This window comes from Sphingomonas sp. Leaf34 (assembly GCF_001421805.1).
GTDB lineage: Bacteria > Pseudomonadota > Alphaproteobacteria > Sphingomonadales > Sphingomonadaceae > Sphingomonas.
The window spans coordinates 49,594-70,957 of the sequence record NZ_LMLC01000003.1 but is presented as its reverse complement, the minus strand read 5'-3'; the positions used below and the strand labels follow the sequence as shown (position 1 = coordinate 70,957).

Below are 21,364 nucleotides of genomic sequence, written 5' to 3'. Positions count from 1 at the left end.
ATGGGACCGCAGCGCTGTAAGCTGCGGAAAACAGGAGAAGCGATGCCGGACGCGGACAATTCCCCAGGTGCGGTGCAGACCGTGGTGGTGGTCGGAGGGGGCTCCGCGGGGTGGCTTGCGGCGTGCCGGCTGGCAGCGCGCTCGGTCCAGACCGGGAGCAGATTGACCGTGCGGCTGGTCGAATCCACCAACGTGCCGAGCGTCGGCGTCGGGGAGGGGACGTGGCCGACGATGCGCAACACGCTGCGCAAAATCGGCATCGACGAAACGACCTTCATCCGGTCGTGCGACGCCGCACTGAAGCAGGGCGCGCGGTTCGTTGGCTGGACCGACGGCAGCGCCGACGACGCCTACTACCACCCCTTGAATCCTCCCGCAGGCGCCGGCGACATCGATCTCGCCCCCTATTGGCTCGGCCGACCGATCGCAGGTGCGAGCGCCGATGCGGCAAGCTTCGCCGACTGGGTCGATTACCAGGCGGCATTGTGCGACGCGGGACTCGCCCCCAAGACTATCACCGCCCCCGAATATGGCGGCCACGCCAATTATGCGTACCACCTCGACGCGGGCAAATTCGCGACGCTGCTGCGCGATCACGCGGTCAATTCGCTTGGTGTCGAGCATGTTCTTGGCGATGTCGTTCGTGCCAACCAGGCGGACAACGGCGATATTTCCGATGTCGAACTGGCCGATGGACGCAGGCTGGCCGGCGACCTGTTCGTCGACTGTTCGGGGTTTGCCGCGCTGCTGATCGGCGGGGTGTACGATGTCCCGTTCCGCAGCTGTCGCGACATATTGTTTGCCGATCGCGCGCTGGCAATGCAGATTCCCTACCAGACCGAGCACGATCCGATTGCCTGCCACACCATCTCCACCGCGCAGGACGCGGGCTGGATCTGGGACATCGGGCTGTGGACCCGGCGTGGCGTCGGCCATGTCTACAGCAGCGCGCATACCAGCGACGACGAGGCGGAGGCGGCGTTGCGGCGTTATGCCGGGCCTGCCGCCGAGCAGCTGCCGGTTCGCAGGATCACCTTCGAGGGTGGCCACCGCGAACGATTCTGGCAGAACAACTGCGTGGCGATCGGTCTGTCCGCGGGGTTCATCGAGCCGCTCGAGGCGTCGGCGCTGATGCTGATCGAGACCTCGCTCGATGCGCTCGTCGACCGCCTGCCGCAGACGCGATCGACGATGGATGCGGTCGCGCGGCAGTTCAACGCGACGTTCCAGCACCATTGGCAACGGATCATCGAGTTCCTGAAGCTGCATTACGTCATCACGCAGCGCCGCGATACCGCGTTCTGGCGCGACAATGTTGCCGCCGCGTCGATCCCCGACGGATTGCAGGAACGGCTCGACCTCTGGACGCACCATTCGCCTGCACCGCAGGATTTCGCGCACGCCCGCGAGGTGTTCTCCTGGCCGAGCTACCAATATGTCCTTCACGGGATGCGCTTTGGCGGAAGCTATCGCGGCCAGCCCGCCACCGCCGAGGGTAGTTCGGCCGCCGCGCTCGTCGCGCGCAACGCCCGCGTGCGCGCCGAGCTGGTGAGCAAGATGCCGCGCCACCGCGATCTGCTGCGTGCGGTCCGCGAACACGGGCTGCAGCGGGTATGAGTATCGTTCGCCCGCTCAACCTTGCGGATCACGCATCGCTTCGCTTAGACCACACCGTGGTCGGTCCGGCGCAGCGTATCGTCCAGATCGGCCTGTCCGAAATACCGCTGGTCGCTGCCGACATGCCGATCTGCCTCGCCAAGGACGCGACCACCGGCAGGTTCAACCTCGTTGCACTGGTCGGTCTGGTCGATCCCGCCAATCTGTTCGTCCATGATCGCCACTTCCACGCGACCTATTGCCCGCGTGCGCTACAGCTGACGGCTTTCCGGCTCGATGCAGACGGAGCCGCCGGATTGGCGGTCGACGCGAGCGATCCCGCGGTCGGCGCTGCGGGCGATCCGCTGTTCCAGGGCGGCGCGCCGACTCCGCTCGCAACCGGCATTGCGGCGGCGCTGGAGCGGCTGGTCGTCGATATCGGCGCGGCGCGGGAGCTCGTCGAGCGTTACGCGGCGCTGCGCCTGATCCGGCCGCTGCATCTCGTGTTGCAGGATGACGATCGTGAAGACCACGTCATAGACGGGCTATACACAATCGGTAGCGAGCAGCTGATGCAGCTGAGCGACGACGCGGTCCTGCGCTTGCACAGGTCCGGTGCGCTCGCGTCGGCCGCGCTGCTCACCGCGTCGCTCGCACAGGTCGAGCGGCTATGCCAACTCCATACTGCGCGTGGCGGCCGCCCGCTGCGCATCGCCCGCCTGGCAGCCGACGATGGCCTGGGCGCGTTCTGACTCCTGCCGTCCATTGCATTCGCGGCGGTCAGCCGGGCTGGGATATGAGGGTTGGCCGCGTTCGGGATACGCCTACCGTGACGATGCCCGACACCGATACTGGTGCGGCCGTGATCGCGACTGTTGCTTCCGGGACTTATCAGTTTCTGGGCGAGAGTCCGCGTTCGACCGGCGCCGCATTCGGCGCCGCGTTCGGCGCTGCAGCCGGGTTGCCGGGCTGGGCCGGCGAACCGATGCGATGACGATCCCACGCCGCCATCGCATACCCAATTCCGGCGCGGATCGTGTCCGCTCCCACGCCGTCTCGCGCCTGGATCGAAACGCCCAACAATAGCCCATCGTAAAGCGCGACCAGCCCTGCGACGTCCGTAGTGAGATCGAGATCGCCCGCGGCGACACCCGCGGCGATGCACCGGTGCAACGCCTGTCGCGTGACCTCGCGTTCGGCTTTGGTCAGGGCCCTGATCGAAGCGCCCGCGTCGGATGAGATTGTTGCGGACAGCGTGATCATGCAGCCCTTGGGATGCGCAAGGTCGGTCTGCACCGCGACCGATGCCATCAGCGCCTGTTCGAGGCGGGCGCGTGGCGCTAGCCGGTCGTCGTCGAGCGCGCCGACGATCCCACCATGGCGATCAAGATAGCGCGCCAGCGTTTCGCGGTAGAGCGCTTCCTTCGAACCGAACGCCGCATAGAAGCTTGCCGATGAGAGGTCGCCCATCGCGTGACGCAACGTGAGCAGCGATGCACCCTCATAGCCGTGTTCCCAGAACAGGTGCATCGCGCTGTCCAGCGCCGCATGCCGATCGAAACCGCGCGGTCGTCCGCTTCGTGCCATAGGTCTCCGCTCCCGAAGTTTTAGACTAATTGATCCATTATTCGTTGACAAGTCGGCGATGGGGGCCGAACCGACTGGATCAATCGATCCAGAAGTGAGTATCCCGTGCGGCCATTGCCCATCCCGACCGATGCCGGCGCGAGCGAGACGCTGCCGATCTCCGCGCTGCTGGCGCTGGCGATGACCGGGTTCACCGCGATCCTGACCGAGACGCTTCCCGCCGGGCTGTTGCCGCACATGGCGGCAGGGCTGGCGGTATCGGAATCGCTCGCCGGGCAGACCGTCACGGTCTATGCGGTAGGGTCGCTGCTCGCGGCGATCCCGCTGACGCTGTACACGCAAGGCTGGCGGCGCAAGCCGACATTGCTCGTCGCGATCCTCGGCTTCCTGATCTTCAACTGTGTTACCGCGATGTCGACCTCCTACGTGCTGACGCTGGTCGCGCGGTTTATGGGGGGAGTCGCGGCGGGGCTCGGCTGGGGAATCATCGCGGGTTATGCGCGGCGGATGGTCGTCGCGCCGTTGCGCGGCAAGGCGCTGGCGATCGCGATGGTCGGCACGCCGCTCGCGCTGTCGATCGGCGTCCCGCTGGGCGCGATGCTGGGCACCACGCTCGGCTGGCGGATGGCGTTCGGGTTGATGTCGATCACGACGCTGGCGCTGATCGGCTGGGTGTTATGGCAGGTGCCGGACTTTCCCGGTCAGCCCGCCGAACAGCGGCTGTCGATCGTACGCGTATTCCGCACGCCGGGCGTACGCACCGTGCTCGTCACGCTGTTCGCATGGATCACCGCGCACAATATCCTGTACACCTATATCGCGCCGGTTGCTGCGTTGTCGGGCGTGCAGCGCAGGCTCGATCTGGTGCTGCTCGCGTTCGGCGTGGCCGCGCTGGTCGGGATCTGGGTGACAGGCGTGCTCATCGATCGCGCGCTGCGACCGCTCGTGCTGGTCAGCCTGACGGCATTTGCGTCGGTGTCGCTGGCGTTCGCGCTGTTTGCGAGCGTCCCTGCGGTGACGATCGTCGCGACGATCCTGTGGGGGCTGTCGTTCGGCGGCGCCGCGACGCAGCTTCAGACGGCGCTGGCCGATGCCGCGGGCGAGGGCGTCGATCTTGCGAACGCGATGCTGACGACGGTCTGGAACGGGGCGATCGCGGCGGGGGGCATCATTGGTGGCGTGATGCTCGAGCATGCCGGCGCCGGCTCGCTTGCCTGGGCGGTGCTCATCCCGACGCTGGCCGCGCTCGTGGTGGCGGTCCAGGCGCGCCGCTACGCCTTCAAGCCCGGTCCCAGGGCCTTCGCATAATGCGCGCTTCGCGCGCACTTTACAGGAGACTAATCCGATGAAAGCCTATCAGATCGGCGCCCAGGACGGCATCGACGCCCTCGTCGCGACGACGCGACCCGAACCCGTCGCCGGGCCCGGCCAAGCACTGGTGGCACCGCGTCTCGTCGGCTTGATCAGCCGCGACGTGCAGCTGTTGCGCGGCGTCTACGGCGCTCGCCAGCCGGCGACGCGTATTCCGATGTCGGAAGGCGTCGGCGAGGTCGTCGCGATCGGCGAAGGCGTAACACAGGTCGCGATCGGCGACCGCGTCGTCTGCGGCCATTTCGCGAGCTGGGTCGATGGTCCGTTCCGGTCGGACGTCTTCGCGCACGATATCGGCATCACCCACGATGGCTGGCTCGCCGAGCGCGTCGTGCTCCCGGCTGCGGCATTGATCCGCGTGCCTGACGCACTGGCCGATGCCGATGTCGCGGGGCTCGCCTCCGCCGCGCTCACGGCCTGGAATGCCCTGATCGAGATTTGTCACGTCAAGCCCGGCGACACTGTCCTCTGCCTCGGCACCGGGAGCGTCTCGCTTGCCGCATTGAAGATCGCCAAGGCGCGAGGGGCGCGCGTCGCGATCACCTCGTCGCACGATGCCAAACTCGCGACCGCGCGCACGCTCGGCGCGGATATCGCGATCAATTACCGGACTTCGCCCGACTGGGCGGCCGAGGTGATCGCGCAGACGGACGGGAAGGGAGCCGATATCGTGATCGAAACCGGTGGCGCCGATACGCTGGGCCGGTCGATCGCGGCGGCGGCGACCAGCGCGCGGATCATCGTCATCGGTGTTTCCCCGGGCGAGGGCAATGCGATCCCCGACTATCTGTCGCTCATCCTCAAGAACGTCACCATCCGCGGGATCGCCAATGGCAGCCGCGCGATGTTCGTCGACCTGCTCGACGCGATGGTTGCGAACGGTATGACAACCGTCGTCGACCGTGTTTTCCCGTTCGCCGAGGCACCGGATGCGGTCCGCTACTTCGCCGTTGCCGGACATCTTGGCAAGGTGATGATCGCGGTCTGACCTTACCCATCGTCAGGGGCACGAAGTCAGCGCCGCGCCCCTGACCGGCGCGCGGTCCGCCGGGACGACGACCGCCACGCTCCGCCGTGGATAAAGGCCGCTACCGGCATGGCGCCAAACCCGTGTCGAGATACCCATCGGTTCTGCGAAACGCAGAGATTGCCGGCGCCCGCGACGCGGGGGCAGGCACCGCCGTGGTCCAGGTGGGGGGCCGCAGGGCGGCCGGGCCGGCGCAAGACGGCGCCCGCTCGCCACCCAAATGCCGTCGCGTCAGGCGGCCTTTGCCGCCATCCGTGCGGCGAGCTTCTCTTCTTCGGTCCAGACCTTGCGCTCGCGTGGCGCCTTCACCGGCTTGACCTGCTTGACCGCGCCGCCGCCGAGCACGGGTGCGCGCTTGGTCGAGTGCCGCGCCACCTCGCAATGCCATTCGTGATCGTCCTGCACCGTCAGCGCGCGACCGATCTCCCGTTCGACATCGTGCAGCCAGGCGCGCTGCTCGGCATCGCACAGCGTGATGGCAAAGCCGCTGCGTCCGGCGCGCCCGGTCCGGCCGATCCGGTGGACGTAGCTTTCCGGCAGGCTCGGCAGGTCGTGGTTGAAGACGTGCGTCACCGTGTCGACGTCGATGCCGCGCGCCGCAATATCCGTCGCGACGAGAACCTGCACGGTGCCCGCGCGGAATGCGTCCAGAGCGCGCTCGCGCTGACCCTGCGACTTGTTGCCGTGCAGCGCTTCGGCGGTGATACCGGCCTCGCCGATAAACGCGCAGACGTCGTTGGCGATGTTCTTCTGGAGCGTGAAGACGACCGCCTGGCCCATGTCGGGCGTGCGCAGCAGCGCGAGCAGTGCCGCCTTCTTGTCGGCCGCATCAAGGAACATCACCGATTGCGCGATCCGCTCGACGGTGGTCGATGGCGGGGCGATCTCGACGTTTACCGGGTTGCGAAGCAGGCTCTCGGCCAGCGCGGTGATCGATTTTGGCATCGTCGCCGAGAACAGCAATGTGTGCCGATCCGTCGGCAGCGTCGCGACGAGACGCTCGATGGGCTTGGCGAAGCCCATGTCGAGCATCTGGTCGGCCTCGTCGAGCACCAGCGCCTCTAGCGCGGACAGATCGCACCGCCCCTGATCGATCAGATCCAGCAGGCGCCCCGGTGTGGCGACGATGATGTCGACACCGGCCTCGAGCGCCTTGACCTGGTGGACCTGGCTCACACCGCCGAAGATCGTCATCACGCGCGGCGGCAGATGGCGGCCGAAGCTCTCGAACCCGGCGGCGATCTGCGACACCAGTTCGCGTGTCGGTGCAAGCACCAGGATGCGTGCGCCACCCTTTGGCGCTGGACGGGGACTCGCGGCGAGGCGGTGGAGCAGCGGCAGTGCGAACGCGGCGGTCTTGCCCGTGCCGGTCTGCGCCATGCCGAGCATGTCGCGCCCCTGAAGCAGCATCGGGATCGACTGGGCCTGGATCGGCGTCGGGTGCGCATAGCCTTGCTCGGTGAGCGCCTGCAGCAGAAATGGTGCCAGAGCGAGATCGGCGAAAGTTATGGTCATGGTCACGCGGCGCCTCCAGCGCTGAGCAAGGCTGCGCCGGTTTGGGCTTAGCGGTATGAGAGCGCGGGCTGTTAGTTTTTATGCTGCACTGCGTCAACGCGGAAAGGTGCAACCGAACACGAGCAGAGCCGTTTCTCCCGGCCTGGTTGGCCAGTGGTCGGCAGCGCGTACCTCGCGCGTCGTAGTCAAAGACTTGCACCCACCTGCCTGCGGTCGACACGTACCCTTCCGTCGCCCCGGATCCGCGAGGCCTGATCCTTCGTTTGTCGCGACAGGAACGCGGGCACGGTACAAGGAGGAACTTGCATGAACGACATCGACCTACAGCATCTCCGACGCTGCATCGAATTGGCGACCGAGGCCGTCGAAGCAGGCGACCAGCCCTTCGGCTCGCGCTTGGTCTCGGGCGAGGGCGATCTGCTGTTCGAGGATCGCAACCGGACCGGCGGCGGCGATCCGACCCGTCACCCCGAGTTCGCGATCGCGCGGTGGGCCGCCGAAAATATGTCGCCGGAAGAGAGGCGGCACGCGGTCGTCTACACCTCGGGCGAACACTGCGCGATGTGCGCGGCGGCGCATGGTCTGGTGGGGCTCGGGCGGATCGTCTTTGCGACATCCACCGAGCAGTTAGGTGAGTGGATGCGCGAGCTCGGCAAACCACCGCTGGGCATCGCGCCGCTCCGCGTTACCGACGTTGTGCCGGGTGCGACGGTGAGCGGCCCGGTTCCGGCGCTTGCCGACCAAGTCCGTGCACTTCACGCCCGGGCACGCAAATAATCGCGCGCCGCGCGGATCAGGCCGCCAAGCCGTTCGCGTCGACGTGCGCGGCGATCTCGCCCGCGGTCGTCCACCAGATACGTGGGTCGTTCGCCTCGCGTAGCTTGGTCACCACTCGGGCGAGCGCGGGGACGCGGTGCGCCTGTCCCATGATATAGGGGTGGAGCGCTATGCCGAGTACCACCGGGCGGCGGTCGCATTCCGACAGGAGTTGGTCTACGCCGTCGCGGATCATCGTCGCGAACGTCTCCGCCTCTTGCTTGCGCTGGACGATCGCGGGCAGGTCGTTGATCTCCTGAGAATAGGGTATCGACAGCAGCCTGCCATGCTCGGTCGCAAATCTGGTGGGCTGATCGTCGTGCGCCCAATCGAGAACGTAGCGATAGCCATTCTTGGCAAGCAGGTCGGGCGTGTCGTGGCTCTCCGAGATCCAGGGGCCCAGCCAGCCGGTGGGACGGACGCCGAGCGCCGCCAGCCGGTCGGTCACGTCCGCGATCATGTGGTTCTCGCGTGTGCGGGACACGCTGCCCTGCGCAGTGGCGTTGGTGGCGCCGTGCGCCGCGATCTCGTCGCCGCGGTCGCGACACGCCTCGGCCAGGCCGGGGCAGCGATCGAGCACGTCGGCATTGAGGAGTGCGGTGGTGCGCAGACCCAGTCGATCGAACAGGTCGAACAACCGCCATGCCCCGACGCGATTGCCATAGTCGCGCCACGCGTAGTTCATCACGTCGGGCTGTGTCTGCGAAGGCGCCAGTTCCGCTCCCAGTCCGCCGCCAAAGTCGAACACTTCATAATTGACGCCGAAATAGATCGCGAGGCGACGACCGCCGGGCCAATCATAGTCTGGACGGTCGACGATCGAGCGATAGGCATAGCGGTCATGGTGCGAGCGGGTCATTCCGGTGCAACGCGCGACCCGGGCAATGGTGGCGGCGCGGCGTTACGCATCGGCGATCGGTGCACGATATCATGGACGTTGGCGAGCCAAACTCCGATCCGGGACTGCACGAAACCGAGAATCGGCGCCTTGGCTCGGCTTGCCGCGACAGGGTCGGGTCCGATCCCTGGAGCAACCGGCGGGACCGATCGTTATCCCGTCATGCGACAAGCCACGACACTGCTCACGATCGACACCAGCCGGCAGGGCCTGGTCGATGTTACACACCGCATCGAACCATGGATCCGCGAACAGCGGATGACCGAGGGGCTGCTCACCGTATTCTGCCGCCACACCTCCGCGTCGCTGCTGATCCAGGAGAATGCGGCGCCCGAAGTCCGCACCGATCTCGAAGCGTATTTCGCGCGGATCGCGCCGGAGTCACGCGACTATCTGCATGACGACGAGGGACCGGACGACATGCCCGCGCATTTGCGCACCGCGCTCACGCAGGTCGCCCTCTCGATCCCGCTGATCGACGGTCGCCTCGCACTCGGGACGTGGCAGGGACTTTACCTGTTCGAGCATCGCCGCCGCCCGCATCGTCGTACAGTGGCGCTTCACCTCATAGGCGACTGACGCAGATTATGAAAAATGCGTCAGCGAGGTGGCGCATTGGAGCGATCCCGTTCATCGACCGTTCCACCACTGACGGCTAATAAGCGGCGTTTCGCCGCATTCGCCGCGAACGGAGACGACACCATGTTTAAGACACCGGGTCGCAAGGTCGCATTGGCAGCGCTCGCAACAGGCGCGCTGCTGCTGGCCGGATGCGCGACCGAGACCACCTATCGGCCCGCAACCGGGCAAGGGTTCAGCCGGACCGGCTATAGCGACCGCCAAATCGAGCCAGGCCGTTTCCTCGTCAGCTTTGCCGGGAACAGCGTCACGTCGCGCGACACCGTCGAACGCTATCTGTTCTTCCGTGCGGCCGAACTGACGCTGCAGAACGGCTATGACTATTACCTCATGGCTGACCGCGACACCAACCTCCAGTCGCGCACCTATTCGACGCCGGGGATCGGTGGCGGCTTCGGCTATGGCGGGTTCGGCGGCTATTGGGGCCCGTCGTGGCGCTATTACGGGCGCGGTTTCGGCTGGCGCAACTGGAGCCCGTATGGCGGCTTCGGCGGTGGTTTCGGCGGCGGCTTTGGCGGCTTCGGTGGTGGCCCATGGGGCAACGACTTCGACGTGCGCACGATCGACCGGTACGAGGCGACTGCTGAGATCGTGATGCGCAAGGGCCCGATCCCGCGCGACAACATCCGCGCGTTCGACGCCCGCAAGGTTGTGGACAGCATCGGACCGAGTGTCGTGCTGCCGAAGTAAGACATTTGTCAAAGCAGTAAAATGGCCGGGTCGCCCTCACGGGGGCCCGGCCTTTTCATGTCAGCCGTTTCCTGCGAACGCAGAAATCCAGGGTTGCTGAGGACTGCGTTCGTGACCCTGGGCTCCTGCGTTCGCAGGAGAACGGTAAACTCTTCGAAGACCGAACGGCGTTACCCCGCCGCCTTGGCCAGTCCCTTCGACAATTGTAGCGCACCGTGCAGCCGCGCTTTCGGGTCGCCCCACGCTCGCTGGAGAACCAGCTTGCTGTCGGGCCGCAACCGCGCGACGCCGTTAAGGCGCTCGACATACGCCAGCAGCTTGTCGACATTGGGCGGCGTGTCGTTGTGGAACGACACCAGGACCCCGCGCGGGCCGACGTCGATCTTCGACACGCAGGCGCGCTTCGCGTTCAGCTTGATCTCGATGACCTTGATCAGATTCTCGGTCGCGTCGGGCAGCGGGCCAAAGCGGTCGATCATCTCGGCGGCGAACGCCTCGATCTCCTGGCTCTCGTCGAGTTCGTTCAGGCGGCGATACAGCCCCATCCTGAGGTCGAGATCGGGGACATAGTCCTCGGGAATGAGGATCGGCGCATCGACCGTGATCTGCGGCGAGAAGTCCTTCGGGCGCGCGGACGCGAGGCCGCCCGACTTGGCGTCCATGATCGCCTCCTCGAGCATCGCCTGGTAGAGTTCGAAGCCGACCTCCTTGATATGCCCGGTCTGCTCGTCGCCGAGCATGTTGCCGGCCCCGCGGATGTCGAGATCGTGGCTCGCCAGCTGGAACCCGGCGCCGAGCGAATCGAGATCGGACAGCACCTTCAGCCGCTTCTCGGCGGTCACCGTCATCTGCCGCTCGGGTGGCGTCACCAGATAGGCATAGGCGCGCGTCTTCGAGCGGCCGACGCGGCCGCGCAGCTGGTAGAGCTGGGCGAGGCCGAAGCGGTCGGCGCGGTGGACGATCATCGTGTTGGCGGACGCGATGTCGATCCCGCTCTCGATGATCGTGGTCGAGACGAGCACCTCGAACTTCTTGTCGTAGAAGGCGGACATGCGCTCCTCGACCTCGGTCGGCGACATCTGGCCGTGCGCGACGACGAAGCGGATCTCGGGCACCTGTTCGCGCAGGAACTCCTCGATCTCGGGCAGGTCGGCGACGCGCGGGGTCACGACGAAGCTCTGGCCGCCGCGATAATGTTCGCGCAGCAGCGCCTCGCGCAGGACGACCGGGTCGAACGGCATGATGTAGGTCCGTACCGCGAGGCGATCGACCGGCGGGGTCTGGATCACCGACAGCTCGCGGATTCCCGACATCGCCATCTGCAGCGTGCGCGGGATCGGCGTCGCGGTCAGCGTGAGCATGTGGACGTCGGCCCGAAGCGCCTTCAGCCGCTCCTTGTGCGTGACGCCGAACCGCTGCTCCTCGTCGACGACGACGAGGCCGAGCCGCTTGAAGTCGATGTTCTTCGCGAGCAGCGCGTGCGTGCCGATGACGACGTCGATCGTGCCGTTCGCCAGCCCCTCCTTGGTCGCCTTCGCCTCGCCCGCGGTGACGAGCCGCGAGAGGCGGCCCATGTTCATCGGGAAGCCTTCGAAGCGGCTGACGAAGTTGTTGTAGTGCTGGCGCGCGAGCAGCGTCGTCGGGCAGACGATCGCGACCTGCTTGCCGCCCATCGCCGCGACGAACGCGGCGCGCAGCGCGACCTCGGTCTTGCCGAAGCCGACATCGCCGACGACGAGCCGGTCCATCGGCTTGCCCGCGGACAGATCGGCGAGAACCTCCTCGATCGCGCGGTCCTGATCCTCGGTTTCCTCATAGGGGAAGCGATCGACGAAGCTGGGGTAGCCGCTCGAATCGGGTTCGAGCACGTCGCCGGGGTGCAGCGCGCGTTCGGCGGCGGTCGCGATGAGCTCGCCCGCGATCTCGCGGATCCGCTCCTTCATCTTCGACTTGCGACGCTGCCAGCCTTCACCGCCGAGCTTGTCGAGCGATGCGCCCTCTTCCGACGAGCCGTAGCGCGACAGGACGTCGATATTCTCGACGGGCACGTAGAGCTTGTCGCCGCCGGCATAGCTCAGCGCGACACAGTCGTGCGGGCTCTGGCCGACGGGGATCGAGGTGAGCCCCTCGTAGCGGCCGATGCCGTGTTCGGTATGGACGACCAGATCTCCGGGCGTCAGCGTGGCGAGTTCGGCGAGGAACGCGTCGGCGGACTTCTTGCGCTTCTTGCGGTGGACCAGCCGGTCGCCGAGCATGTCCTGCTCGGTGAGGACGGCGACGCCCGGCGCAGTGAAGCCGTGATCGAGCGGCAGGACGATCAGTGCGACGCCGAAGCTCTTGGCGGTGTCGGCGACGCCGAGCGCCTCCTGCCAGGTCTCGGCGTGCTTGCCGCCCTTCAGTCCGTGGTCGGCGAGCAGGCTGCCCAGACGTTCGCGCGCGCCGATCGAGTAGCTGGCGAGGATCGGCTTGCGGCCCTGCTTTCGGAGCTTCTCGACATGGTCGGCGACGGCTTCGTAGATGTTCGCCTGTGCGGCGCGCTCGGGGCCGAAGTCGCGCGGGCCGTCGACCGCGAAGTCGAGCACGGTCGCGCTTTCCGGCTCGTGGAACGGCGTGGCGATATGTGCGGCGAACCCCTCGAGCGCGCCCGACCATTCCTGTTCGTCGAGATAGAGCGATTTCGCCGCGAGCGGGCGATAGCTGCCGGGTTGCGCGGCCTCCGCACGGCGGCGGTTCGCATAATAGTCGGTGATCGCCTCGAACCGGCTCTCCGCCGCCGCCGCGATGCCGCTGTCACGGACCAGCACGTCATCCGAGCCGAGATGGTCGAACAGCGTCGCCATCTTCTCTTCGAACAGCGGCAGCCAATGCTCCATGCCCGCGATCCGCCGGCCTTCGGAGATCGCCTGGTACATCGGATCGCCCGTCGCGGTCGCGCCGAACGCGTCGCGGTACCGCGTGCGGAAGCGCTTGATCGAGTCCTCGTCGAGCAGCGCTTCGGAGGCGGGGAGCAGGACGAAGCCGTCGATCCGGCCGGTGGTGCGCTGATCGGCGGCATCGAAGGTGCGGACGCTTTCGATCTCGTCGCCGAAGAAATCGAGACGCAGCGCGTGGTCCTCGCCCGACGGATAGAGATCGACGATCCCGCCGCGCACCGCATATTCGCCCTGGTCGTGGACGGTGTCGGTGCGGACATAGCCGTTCGCCTGGAGCAGCGTGGCGAGCTTGTCGCGACCGATCCGCTCGCCGGGCGCGAGCCGCGCGACGAGCTGGCGGATGCGGAACGGGGTGAGGACGCGCTGCGTCGCGGCGTTCGCGGTGGTGAGGAGGAGCTGCGGGCCCTTGGGTTTGCCTTGCAGGCGTTGCAGCGCGGCGACACGCTCGGCCATGACGCGGAGCGTGGGCGAGGCGCGGTCATAGGGGAGGCAATCCCAGGCGGGGAAGCTCAGCACCTCGAGATCGGGCGCGAAGAACGCCGCGGTCGAAGCGATCGCGCGCATCGCCGCATCGTCGGGCGCGATGAACACCGCGCGCGTCTTCGCGGCGCGCGCGAGATCGGCGAGCAGCGACGGCTGGAACCCCGACGGCACGCCCGACAGCGTCAGCGGGGTCGTCGCGGAGAGAATACTGTTCAGATCTGGCATATTACCTCCCCGGCGAAGGCCGGGGTCCAATTGGAGAGGTGGTCGTAACGGCGGACTGCGGTCAATTACGATCGCCCACCATTTGGGCCCCGGCCTTCGCCGGGGAGGTGCTACGCGGCGTTACTTCACGACCGTGACGTAATTGATGTCGCGCATCGCCTGCATCATCGGGCCGTTCCATTCGGGTGGGCACGGAATCGAGCCGATCGCCCAGCCCATGATGTCGACGTCCTGCTCCTCCAGCAGCGCCTCGAACCAGTCGAGCTGCTCGGGCGTCCAGGTCTGGCCATAGGTTTCGAAGAAGCCGCCGATCATCATGTCGGCTTCGCGCGTGCCGCGGTGCGAGCTGCGGAAGCCGAGGCGCTTGAGGCGGGTTTCGTGGTCCATGATATCTCCAACGCCGATTGACCGGCGACCGCTGGCGGCGGGCGTCGGCTGGGCTATAGGGAGCAGATAGTCATGCGACCCGAAATCCTCAATCCGCTGTTCGCCGAAACCCTCGTCCTGAAAGGGGTGGGGCCTGCGCTCGCCAAGCCGCTCGACCGGCTGGGGCTCGCGCGCGTCGTCGACGTCGCCTTCCATCTGCCCACCGGCTATGTCGATCGGCTACCCCGCACCGAGCTGATGGCGAGCGACGCCGGGCGGATCATCGTGATCACGCTGACCGCGCGCGAGCACCGCGTGAGCGCGGGCCGAGGCCCGACACGCGTGCAGGCGACCGACGAGCATGGCAACTATGTCAGCCTCGTCTTCTTCGGCGGCAGCTCGGGCTGGGCGAAGAAGCTGCTGCCGATCGGCGAGGCCAAGCGCGTGTCGGGGCGGCTCGATGAGTACGGCCAGGAACTTCAGATCGTCCATCCCGACATCGTCGAGCAGGACGAGGAGTTGCGCGAGCGCGAGCCGATCTATCCGCTGTCGGAGGGGCTCACCTCGCGGCGGCTGGCGGCGCTGACGACTCAGGCGGTCGCGCGTGCGCCCGACCTCGCCGAATGGATCGAGCCGGGACTGAAGGCGAAACGCGAATGGCCCGGCTGGCACGAATCGCTCGCGCGGATCCATGCCGACCCGTCGGACGCGAAGGCACGCGAGCGACTGGCCTATGACGAGGTGTTCGCCAACCAGCTCGCGATGACGCTCGTCCGCGCCGACACGCGCAAGCGGCGGGGGCGGGCGCTGCACGGCGACGGACGGCTGCGGAACATGCTTAAGCTGCCCTACACGCTGACCGGCGCGCAATCGCGGACGGTCGGCGAGATCGAGGGCGACCTAGCGCAGACCGCGCCGATGCTGCGGCTGCTGCAGGGCGATGTCGGCTCGGGCAAGACGCTGGTCGCGGCGATGGCGATGCTGATCGCGGTCGAGGCGGGCGCGCAGGCGGCGATGCTCGCGCCGACCGAGATCCTCGCGCGCCAGCATTACGAGACGCTGCGAAAGACGCTCGCCGGGCTGCCGATCGAGGTCGGCGTGCTCACCGGACGCGACAAGGGCCGCGTGCGCGAGGCGACTCTGATGGCGCTGGCGAGCGGCGAGATCGATATTCTCGTCGGCACGCACGCGATCTTCCAGGATGCGGTGGCCTATAAGGACCTCGCGCTGGTCGTGGTCGACGAGCAGCACCGGTTCGGTGTCGCGCAGCGGATGACGCTTCAGGCCAAGGGGATCGCGCCGCCGCATCTGCTGGCGATGACCGCGACGCCGATCCCGCGCACGCTGACGCTCGCGCAGTACGGCGAGATGGACGTCAGTCGCCTCGACGAGATGCCGCCGGGCCGCCAGCCGATCGAGACGCGCGTGATATCGGAGGACCGGCTCGACGACGTGGTCAACGCGCTAAGCCGGCATCTGGCGGACGGGGGGCAGGCATACTGGGTCTGCCCGCTGGTCGAGGAGAGCGAGAAGAGCGATCTTGCCGCCGCCGAGATGCGCGCGGAAACGCTGCGCGCGCGGTTCGGCGACAAGGTGGCGCTGGTCCATGGCCGGATGAAGCCCGTCGAGAAGGACGCGGTGATGGCCGAATTCTCCGCCGCGCGCACCGCCGTTCTGGTCGCGACGACGGTGATCGAGGTCGGCGTCGATGTCCCCAATGCGACGTTGATCGTGATCGAGCATGCGGACCGCTTTGGGCTCGCGCAGTTGCACCAGTTACGTGGCCGCGTCGGGCGCGGCACCGGCCGGTCAATCTGCCTGTTGATGCGCGGATCGTCGCTCAGCGAGACGTCACGCGCACGCCTCGCATTGATGCGCGAAACGAATGACGGGTTCCGGATCGCCGAGGAGGATCTGCGGTTGCGCGGCGCGGGCGAACTGCTCGGTACGAAGCAATCGGGCGAGATGGCGTTCCGGCTCGCGACGCCCGACATGATGGCCGACCTGCTGCAATGCGCGCACGACGATGCACGGCTGCTGATCGATCGCGACGGCGGGCTGGAGGGGCCACGCGGTCAGGCGGCGCGCACCGCGCTCTACCTGTTCGATCGCGATGCCGGTGTCGCGTTGCTCCGGTCCGGCTGAAGCGTCAGATGTGCCGGATCATCACCGACAGCATCCCGTAATAGTCGGCGAGGGGGATCGTCCGTTCGAGCTCGCAGCCGATCCGCCCGCCGAGCGACCAGCGCACGACCGCCTCGACATCGCCGAGGATGGGCAGTTGGACAGATAGCCTGTCGCCCGCCGCCGGATCACTCTCGCAGCGTGCCATCAACCCGTTCGCCGAGATGTTGACGATCACCAGCTTGGTGCTTCGCCCCGTCGCGTCGGTCGCGCGCGTCCGGTGCATCACCTCGTCGCGGGGCGTGCCGCGTGCATCCCGGACGGCCATGGCGAAGCTCGGCATCGATCGTTCCCCGGTCGTGAACATCGGCCAGATGTAGGCCAGGCGGCGTGAACCGGATACGAACAGGGATACTTAACGCCGAATTCTTCGTAACGAGAATGCGTCTATTACGAGGGCGTTAGCATCGCATGTCGTTTTTTCCCGAGGCTCAGCCGGACGGGATTGGACACCGCGATCACGAGCGCGGCATCGCGCACGGCCTCGCCGTCGACCCGGACCGCGCCCTCGCCGATCTTCCGACGCGCCTCGCCATTCGACGCGACGAAACCAAGCGCGACCAGCGCCTCGACGACCCCGACCGTGCCGCCCGTCACGGCTAAACTCGGAAGCGCATCGCCGGAAGCGCCCTCCTCGAACGTCTTGCGGGCGGTCTCGGCCGCCTGTTCGGCGGCGGCTCGCCCGCGGCACATCGCGGTCGCTTCGTTGGCGAGCACGATCTTGGCCGCGTTGATCTCCGCACCCGGCAGTGCCTCGAGACGCGCGATCTCGTCGAGCGGCAGGTCGGTGAACAGCCGGAGGAAACGGCCGACGTCGCGGTCGTCGGTGTTGCGCCAGAATTGCCAATAGTCGAAGGTTGGCAGCTGATCCTCGTGCAGCCAGACCGCACCCGACATGGTCTTGCCCATCTTGCCGCCGTCCGCGGTCGTAATCAGCGGCGTGGTGACGCCGTACACCTCGGTCGAATCCATCCGCCGCGCTAGCTCGATGCCGTTGACGATGTTGCCCCATTGATCCGATCCGCCCATCTGCAAGCGGCAGCCCGCGCGGCGCGACAGCTCGAGGAAATCATACGCCTGGAGGATCATGTAGTTGAATTCGAGGAAGCTCAGCGACTGTTCGCGGTCGAGGCGTAGCTTGACCGAGTCGAACGCGAGCATCCGGTTGACCGAGAAATGCTGGCCGACGTCGCGCAGGAACGGGATATATTCGAGCGCGTCGAGCCACTCGGCGTTGTCGAGCATGACCGCGTCGGTCGGGCCGCCCGCTTCACCTTCAGGCGCGAAGGTCAGGAACCTCTCGAAGATGCGGCGGATCGAGGCGACATTGGCCTTGATGCCGTCCTCGCCGAGCAGCTTGCGCGCTTCGTCCTTGAAGCTCGGATCGCCGATCTTGCCGGTGCCGCCGCCCATCAGGACGATCGGCTTGTGCCCGGTCTGCTGCAACCGGCGCAGCAGCATGATCTGGACGAGGCTGCCGACGTGGAGCGACGGTGCGGTCGGATCGAAGCCGATATAGCCGGGCACGACCTGCTTGCCCGCAAGCGCGTCGAGCGCGGCGGCGTCGGTCATCTGGTGGACATAGCCGCGCGAGGTCAGCGTGGTGAGCAGGTCGGACTGGTAGGTCATGAATGCGCGCTTAGGACAAAAGGTCGATTAGGAAAACGTCGTCCGCGAAACTTGTTTCCCCGCGAAGGCGGGGACCCAGTCTAGGCTCCCGCCTTCGCGGGAGAACAATCTTAGCTCCGCGGCAGTTGCGACGAGGGATCCACCGGCGTCCGCCCCTTGCGCAGTTCGAAGTGCAGCTCCGGCCGGTCCGCAAACCCGGTGTCGCCCGACAGCGCGATCGTCTGGCCGCGCTTGACGCTCTGGCCGCGTTGCACCAGCAGCTTCGACGCGTGTCCGTACACGCTCGTCCAGCCGCCGCCATGCTTGATGATCACCAGCCCGCCGAGCGCGGCGATGCCGTCGCCGACATAGGCGACCACGCCGTCTGCCGCGGCATGGATCGGCGTCGAGATCGGTACCGCGATCTTGATCCCATCGTTGCGCTCGCCGCTTGCGCCGTGCCCGAAGCGCTTCACGACCTTGCCGTCGACCGGCCACAGGAATCCGCCGCTGGCGAGACGCGCGGGCGCGGTGACGACGGCGTTGGAGGGCAGCACCCGGCGCGGCGTCGCGATGGGTCTTGCCGGCGCCTGGTTGCTGGCGAGGGCGGGTTCGCCGCCCGTCAAGATGTCGTCGATGTCGAGCGTGAACGCCCGCGCGCGCTCGGAGGCGCTTGCCGCGCCGCCGCTCACCCCGCCCGGGATTTGGATGCGCTGGTCGGCGCGGAGCACATATGGTTCGACGAGCGCATTGGCGGCGACGATCCGCGACCATTCGACACCATAAGCGCGGGCGATCGCGATGCCGGTCTCGCCGCGCCGCACCTGGTGATAGCGACCGCCGGGGATCTGCAAACGCTGGCCGGCACGGATCGAATAGGGCGATTGGAGGTCGTTAGCGCGTGCGATCGCCTCAAGGCTCGCACCGCTGCGATCGACCACGTGGCCCAGCGTATCGCCGGGCCGGACGACGTAAATGGCGTCGGGAGTAGTCTTCGCATCCGCACTGACCGGCCGCGCCTCCCAGGCGGGGCGCGGAGCGGGCAGGGTGGTGACCTCACCGGTATCGCGTCCGGGAATGTCCTGCGGCGGCCTGTCATCGCGAGGCCTGTCGTCGCGGGCCCTGTCGTCGCGGGCCCTGTCATCGCGCGGGACATCGTCCCGCGCGCGGGGCGGATCGTCGCGGCGGGGCGCGGATTCGCGGTACGGGCGCTGCGGCGGGGTGCCGTAGCCCGCAGGGCGATCGACCTTAGGAATGCATGCGGTCAGCGCGAGCGTCGCCAGCGACGCCAGAACACCCGCACGCCGCATCACCGATAGGCCTGTGCGAGCATGTCCAGCGACTCGACATGCGTCAGGTCGAGATGCAGCGGCGTGACCGAAACGTACCCGTCCGTGGTCGCTTCGAGATCGGTCGCGTGCGCGGGTGTCTCGACGGTCCGGCCAAGCGCGAACCAGTGATACTCGTAGCCGCGCGGATCTGTGTTGGTGACGATCTGCAGCCGGCCATAATCGCGCAGGCCCTGGCCGACGACGCGCACGCCCTTCACCGCGTCCGCTCGGCTGGCAGGAAAGTTGACGTTGACCAGCGTCCGCGGTGCGAGCGGCGCATCGATCAACGGTCGCAGGACGCGCTCGCCCCACGCCGCGGCGGCTTCGAACGGTACGCTGTCGCCCATCCCCTCGCGACTGTAGATCTGGCTCAGCGCGATCGACCGGATACCGCCCAGCGCGCCCTCCATCGCTGCCGAGACGGTCCCCGAATAGGTCACGTCCTCGGCCAGGTTCGCGCCGCGGTTGACGCCCGACAGGATCAGGTCAGGCGGCCCATCCTTCATGATCTTGGCGAGCGCCATCATCACCGCATCGGTCGGCGTTCCCGCGACCGCATAGCGCTGCTCGCCGTGCCTGCGCACACGGATCGGCCGCGACAGCGTCAGCGAATGGCCCGCGCCCGACTGTTCCTCAGCGGGCGCGACGATCCAGATATCGTCGGACAAGGTCCGCGCGATTGTCTCCAGCACCTTCAGCCCGGGCGCATGATAGCCGTCGTCGTTGGTCAGCAGGATCCGCATCAGCGCTTGGGCTCCAGAACGGTCAGCCCGCCGAGATACGGCTGGAGCACGGCGGGTACGGCGACCGCGCCGTCCGCCTGCTGGTAATTCTCCAGTACCGCGACGAGCGTGCGACCGACTGCGAGCGCCGAGCCGTTGAGCGTGTGGACGAACCGCGTCCCCTTCTCGCCCTCGGGCCGATAGCGCGCGTTCATCCGCCGCGCCTGGAAATCGGTGCACGTCGAGACGCTGCTTATCTCGCGATAGCGCGCCTGGCCCGGCAGCCAGACTTCGAGATCATAGGTGCGTGCGGCGGTGAACCCCATATCGCCGGTGCATAGGAGCATCCGCCTGAACGGCAGCTGCAAGGCGTCGAGAACGCCTTCCGCGCACGCCGTCATCCGCTCATGCTCGGCCTCCGACATGTCTGGGGTGACGATCGCGACCATCTCGACCTTGTCGAACTGATGCTGGCGAATATAGCCGCGCGTGTCGCGACCCGCGGCGCCCGCCTCGGAGCGGAAGCACGGCGTCAGCGCGGTAAAGCGTAGCGGCAGTTCGCCCTCGCTCAGGATCTGCTCGCGGACGATGTTGGTGAGGCTCACCTCGGCGGTCGGGATCAGCCAGCGGCCGTCGGTCGTGCGGAACAGATCCTCCGAGAATTTCGGCAACTGGCCGGTACCGAATACGGCTTCGTCGCGGACCAGCAGCGGCGGCGATACTTGCTCGAAGCCCGCCTCGGCGACATGATCGAGCATGAACTGGCCGAGCGCGCGTTGCAGCCTGGCGGCAGGTCCGCGGACCAGCGTGAAGCGCGCGCCGGACATCGCCGCGCCGGTCTCGAAATCGAGGCCGATCGCCGGACCGATCGCGTCGTGTTCACGGGCGGTGAAGGCGAATGTCGTGGGCGTACCGCGCGTGTGGACGAGCGCGTTGTCATCCTCGCCGCCGCCCTCCGGCACGTCGGCGGCGGGCAGGTTGGGGATCGCGGCGAGCAGCTCGCCGAGCTCGTCGCCCAGCCGGGCCTCTTCGGCTTCCAGCGCGGGCAGCGCCGCCTTCAGGCTCGCGACCTCGGCCATCAGCGCCTGCGCCTTGGCCTCGTCCTTCTGCGCCTTGGCCTGACCGATTGCCTTCGACAACTCGTTGCGGCGGGTCTGCGCGGTCTGCGACTCCGCGATCGTCGCGCGGCGCTGTTCGTCGAGGGCGACCAGGGCTGCGGACTGCGGCGCGAAACCGCGCTTGGCGAGGGCGGCGTCGAAGGCGGCGGGATCGTCGCGGATCAGGCGTATGTCGTGCATGACCGGGCTATGCCGAGACGGGTGCGGGGGCGCAAGGCGGGCCCGCCTAATCCGTTGGCGGGGAGGATCGGAAGG

The 21,364-nt window shown here is 67.3% G+C and carries 18 protein-coding genes; 8 read left to right on the top strand and 10 right to left on the bottom strand.

Translation table 11 applies throughout. The annotated features are described in order from the left end of the window. Positions 1 to 42 precede the first annotated feature (42 nt). Positions 43 to 1,617: a tryptophan halogenase family protein gene (locus ASF00_RS08800; protein ID WP_055877457.1), complete on the top strand. Its 1,575-nt coding sequence runs from the start codon at positions 43 to 45 to the stop codon at positions 1,615 to 1,617. Further along, a complete protein-coding gene (locus ASF00_RS08795; protein WP_055877453.1) occupies positions 1,614 to 2,348 on the top strand; it encodes a SapC family protein in 735 nt (244 codons plus the stop codon). Before ASF00_RS08800 ends, ASF00_RS08795 begins: the two co-directional genes overlap by 4 nt. Before the next feature lie 139 nt (positions 2,349 to 2,487). On the opposite strand, the gene ASF00_RS08790 is transcribed toward ASF00_RS08795, so the two are convergent. After that, entirely contained in the window at positions 2,488 to 3,183 is a 696-nt protein-coding gene (locus tag ASF00_RS08790; protein ID WP_082463339.1) for a TetR/AcrR family transcriptional regulator, read from the bottom strand. A 105-nt stretch (positions 3,184 to 3,288) separates the two neighbouring features. Here ASF00_RS08790 and ASF00_RS08785 point away from each other — a divergent pair, with 105 nt between their 5' ends. Beyond that, a complete protein-coding gene (locus ASF00_RS08785) occupies positions 3,289 to 4,491 on the top strand; it encodes an MFS transporter (protein ID WP_235525705.1) in 1,203 nt (400 codons plus the stop codon). A gap of 37 nt (positions 4,492 to 4,528) precedes the next feature. Beyond that, complete coding sequence (locus ASF00_RS08780) at positions 4,529 to 5,542, top strand: zinc-dependent alcohol dehydrogenase family protein (protein WP_055877450.1); 1,014 nt, start codon at positions 4,529 to 4,531, stop codon at positions 5,540 to 5,542. A 270-nt stretch (positions 5,543 to 5,812) separates the two neighbouring features. On the opposite strand, the gene ASF00_RS08775 is transcribed toward ASF00_RS08780, so the two are convergent. Next, positions 5,813 to 7,096, bottom strand: a complete 1,284-nt coding sequence (locus ASF00_RS08775) for a DEAD/DEAH box helicase (protein WP_055877445.1) — start codon at positions 7,094 to 7,096, stop codon at positions 5,813 to 5,815. A gap of 306 nt (positions 7,097 to 7,402) precedes the next feature. Between ASF00_RS08775 and ASF00_RS08770 the strand changes: the two genes are divergently transcribed. Continuing rightward, a complete protein-coding gene (locus tag ASF00_RS08770; protein WP_055877441.1) occupies positions 7,403 to 7,873 on the top strand; it encodes a nucleoside deaminase in 471 nt (156 codons plus the stop codon). Positions 7,874 to 7,889: 16 nt separating this feature from the next. On the opposite strand, the gene ASF00_RS08765 is transcribed toward ASF00_RS08770, so the two are convergent. Next, complete coding sequence (locus tag ASF00_RS08765; RefSeq protein ID WP_055877438.1) at positions 7,890 to 8,771, bottom strand: polysaccharide deacetylase family protein; 882 nt, start codon at positions 8,769 to 8,771, stop codon at positions 7,890 to 7,892. A 201-nt stretch (positions 8,772 to 8,972) separates the two neighbouring features. Here ASF00_RS08765 and ASF00_RS08760 point away from each other — a divergent pair, with 201 nt between their 5' ends. Then, the gene (locus ASF00_RS08760; RefSeq protein WP_055877435.1) at positions 8,973 to 9,389 is read left to right on the top strand and encodes a secondary thiamine-phosphate synthase enzyme YjbQ; all 417 of its coding nucleotides are present in this window, start codon (positions 8,973 to 8,975) and stop codon (positions 9,387 to 9,389) included. 123 nt (positions 9,390 to 9,512) lie between these two features. After that, complete coding sequence (locus ASF00_RS08755) at positions 9,513 to 10,139, top strand: CC0125/CC1285 family lipoprotein (protein ID WP_055877433.1); 627 nt, start codon at positions 9,513 to 9,515, stop codon at positions 10,137 to 10,139. A gap of 170 nt (positions 10,140 to 10,309) precedes the next feature. On the opposite strand, the gene mfd is transcribed toward ASF00_RS08755, so the two are convergent. Then, a complete protein-coding gene (gene mfd, locus ASF00_RS08750) occupies positions 10,310 to 13,780 on the bottom strand; it encodes a transcription-repair coupling factor (protein WP_055877430.1) in 3,471 nt (1,156 codons plus the stop codon). Positions 13,781 to 13,900: 120 nt separating this feature from the next. Beyond that, complete coding sequence (locus tag ASF00_RS08745; RefSeq protein ID WP_055877427.1) at positions 13,901 to 14,167, bottom strand: FAD assembly factor SdhE; 267 nt, start codon at positions 14,165 to 14,167, stop codon at positions 13,901 to 13,903. A 72-nt stretch (positions 14,168 to 14,239) separates the two neighbouring features. On the opposite strand from ASF00_RS08745, the gene recG reads away from it, so the two are divergent. After that, complete coding sequence (gene recG, locus ASF00_RS08740; RefSeq protein ID WP_055877423.1) at positions 14,240 to 16,291, top strand: ATP-dependent DNA helicase RecG; 2,052 nt, start codon at positions 14,240 to 14,242, stop codon at positions 16,289 to 16,291. Positions 16,292 to 16,295: 4 nt separating this feature from the next. On the opposite strand, the gene ASF00_RS08735 is transcribed toward recG, so the two are convergent. The 5 genes from ASF00_RS08735 to serS all read right to left on the bottom strand — a co-directional run bounded on the left by ASF00_RS08735 (position 16,296) and on the right by serS (position 21,289). After that, positions 16,296 to 16,637, bottom strand: coding sequence for a PilZ domain-containing protein (locus ASF00_RS08735; RefSeq protein WP_235525703.1), 342 nt, complete (start codon positions 16,635 to 16,637; stop codon positions 16,296 to 16,298). Positions 16,638 to 16,720: 83 nt separating this feature from the next. Then, positions 16,721 to 17,959: a tyrosine--tRNA ligase gene (tyrS, locus tag ASF00_RS08730; protein ID WP_055877420.1), complete on the bottom strand. Its 1,239-nt coding sequence runs from the start codon at positions 17,957 to 17,959 to the stop codon at positions 16,721 to 16,723. A gap of 110 nt (positions 17,960 to 18,069) precedes the next feature. Continuing rightward, on the bottom strand, positions 18,070 to 19,248 hold the full coding sequence (locus tag ASF00_RS08725) for a M23 family metallopeptidase (protein ID WP_055877417.1): 1,179 nt from the start codon (positions 19,246 to 19,248) through the stop codon (positions 18,070 to 18,072). Next, positions 19,248 to 20,012 (bottom strand): 5'/3'-nucleotidase SurE, encoded by a 765-nt coding sequence (gene surE / locus ASF00_RS08720; protein ID WP_055877413.1) that lies wholly within the window; start codon positions 20,010 to 20,012, stop codon positions 19,248 to 19,250. Before surE ends, ASF00_RS08725 begins: the two co-directional genes overlap by 1 nt. Next, a complete protein-coding gene (serS, locus tag ASF00_RS08715; protein WP_055877410.1) occupies positions 20,012 to 21,289 on the bottom strand; it encodes a serine--tRNA ligase in 1,278 nt (425 codons plus the stop codon). Before serS ends, surE begins: the two co-directional genes overlap by 1 nt. Positions 21,290 to 21,364: the final 75 nt, after the last annotated feature.

What these genes read in the sequence shown, in the direction of transcription:
- tyrS (WP_055877420.1), bottom strand. Translation starts at nt 17,959, where the DNA reads ATGACCTACCAGTCCGACCTGCTCACCACGCTGACCTCGCGCGGCTAT.
- surE (WP_055877413.1), bottom strand. Translation starts at nt 20,012, where the DNA reads ATGCGGATCCTGCTGACCAACGACGACGGCTATCATGCGCCCGGGCTG.
- ASF00_RS08745 (WP_055877427.1), bottom strand. Translation starts at nt 14,167, where the DNA reads ATGGACCACGAAACCCGCCTCAAGCGCCTCGGCTTCCGCAGCTCGCAC.
- serS (WP_055877410.1), bottom strand. Translation starts at nt 21,289, where the DNA reads ATGCACGACATACGCCTGATCCGCGACGATCCCGCCGCCTTCGACGCC.
- ASF00_RS08735 (WP_235525703.1), bottom strand. Translation starts at nt 16,637, where the DNA reads ATGTTCACGACCGGGGAACGATCGATGCCGAGCTTCGCCATGGCCGTC.
- ASF00_RS08755 (WP_055877433.1), top strand. Translation starts at nt 9,513, where the DNA reads ATGTTTAAGACACCGGGTCGCAAGGTCGCATTGGCAGCGCTCGCAACA.
- ASF00_RS08790 (WP_082463339.1), bottom strand. Translation starts at nt 3,183, where the DNA reads ATGGCACGAAGCGGACGACCGCGCGGTTTCGATCGGCATGCGGCGCTG.
- ASF00_RS08765 (WP_055877438.1), bottom strand. Translation starts at nt 8,771, where the DNA reads ATGACCCGCTCGCACCATGACCGCTATGCCTATCGCTCGATCGTCGAC.
- ASF00_RS08775 (WP_055877445.1), bottom strand. Translation starts at nt 7,096, where the DNA reads ATGACCATAACTTTCGCCGATCTCGCTCTGGCACCATTTCTGCTGCAG.
- ASF00_RS08760 (WP_055877435.1), top strand. Translation starts at nt 8,973, where the DNA reads ATGCGACAAGCCACGACACTGCTCACGATCGACACCAGCCGGCAGGGC.
- ASF00_RS08780 (WP_055877450.1), top strand. Translation starts at nt 4,529, where the DNA reads ATGAAAGCCTATCAGATCGGCGCCCAGGACGGCATCGACGCCCTCGTC.
- ASF00_RS08725 (WP_055877417.1), bottom strand. Translation starts at nt 19,248, where the DNA reads ATGCGGCGTGCGGGTGTTCTGGCGTCGCTGGCGACGCTCGCGCTGACC.
- ASF00_RS08800 (WP_055877457.1), top strand. Translation starts at nt 43, where the DNA reads ATGCCGGACGCGGACAATTCCCCAGGTGCGGTGCAGACCGTGGTGGTG.
- recG (WP_055877423.1), top strand. Translation starts at nt 14,240, where the DNA reads ATGCGACCCGAAATCCTCAATCCGCTGTTCGCCGAAACCCTCGTCCTG.
- ASF00_RS08770 (WP_055877441.1), top strand. Translation starts at nt 7,403, where the DNA reads ATGAACGACATCGACCTACAGCATCTCCGACGCTGCATCGAATTGGCG.
- ASF00_RS08795 (WP_055877453.1), top strand. Translation starts at nt 1,614, where the DNA reads ATGAGTATCGTTCGCCCGCTCAACCTTGCGGATCACGCATCGCTTCGC.
- mfd (WP_055877430.1), bottom strand. Translation starts at nt 13,780, where the DNA reads ATGCCAGATCTGAACAGTATTCTCTCCGCGACGACCCCGCTGACGCTG.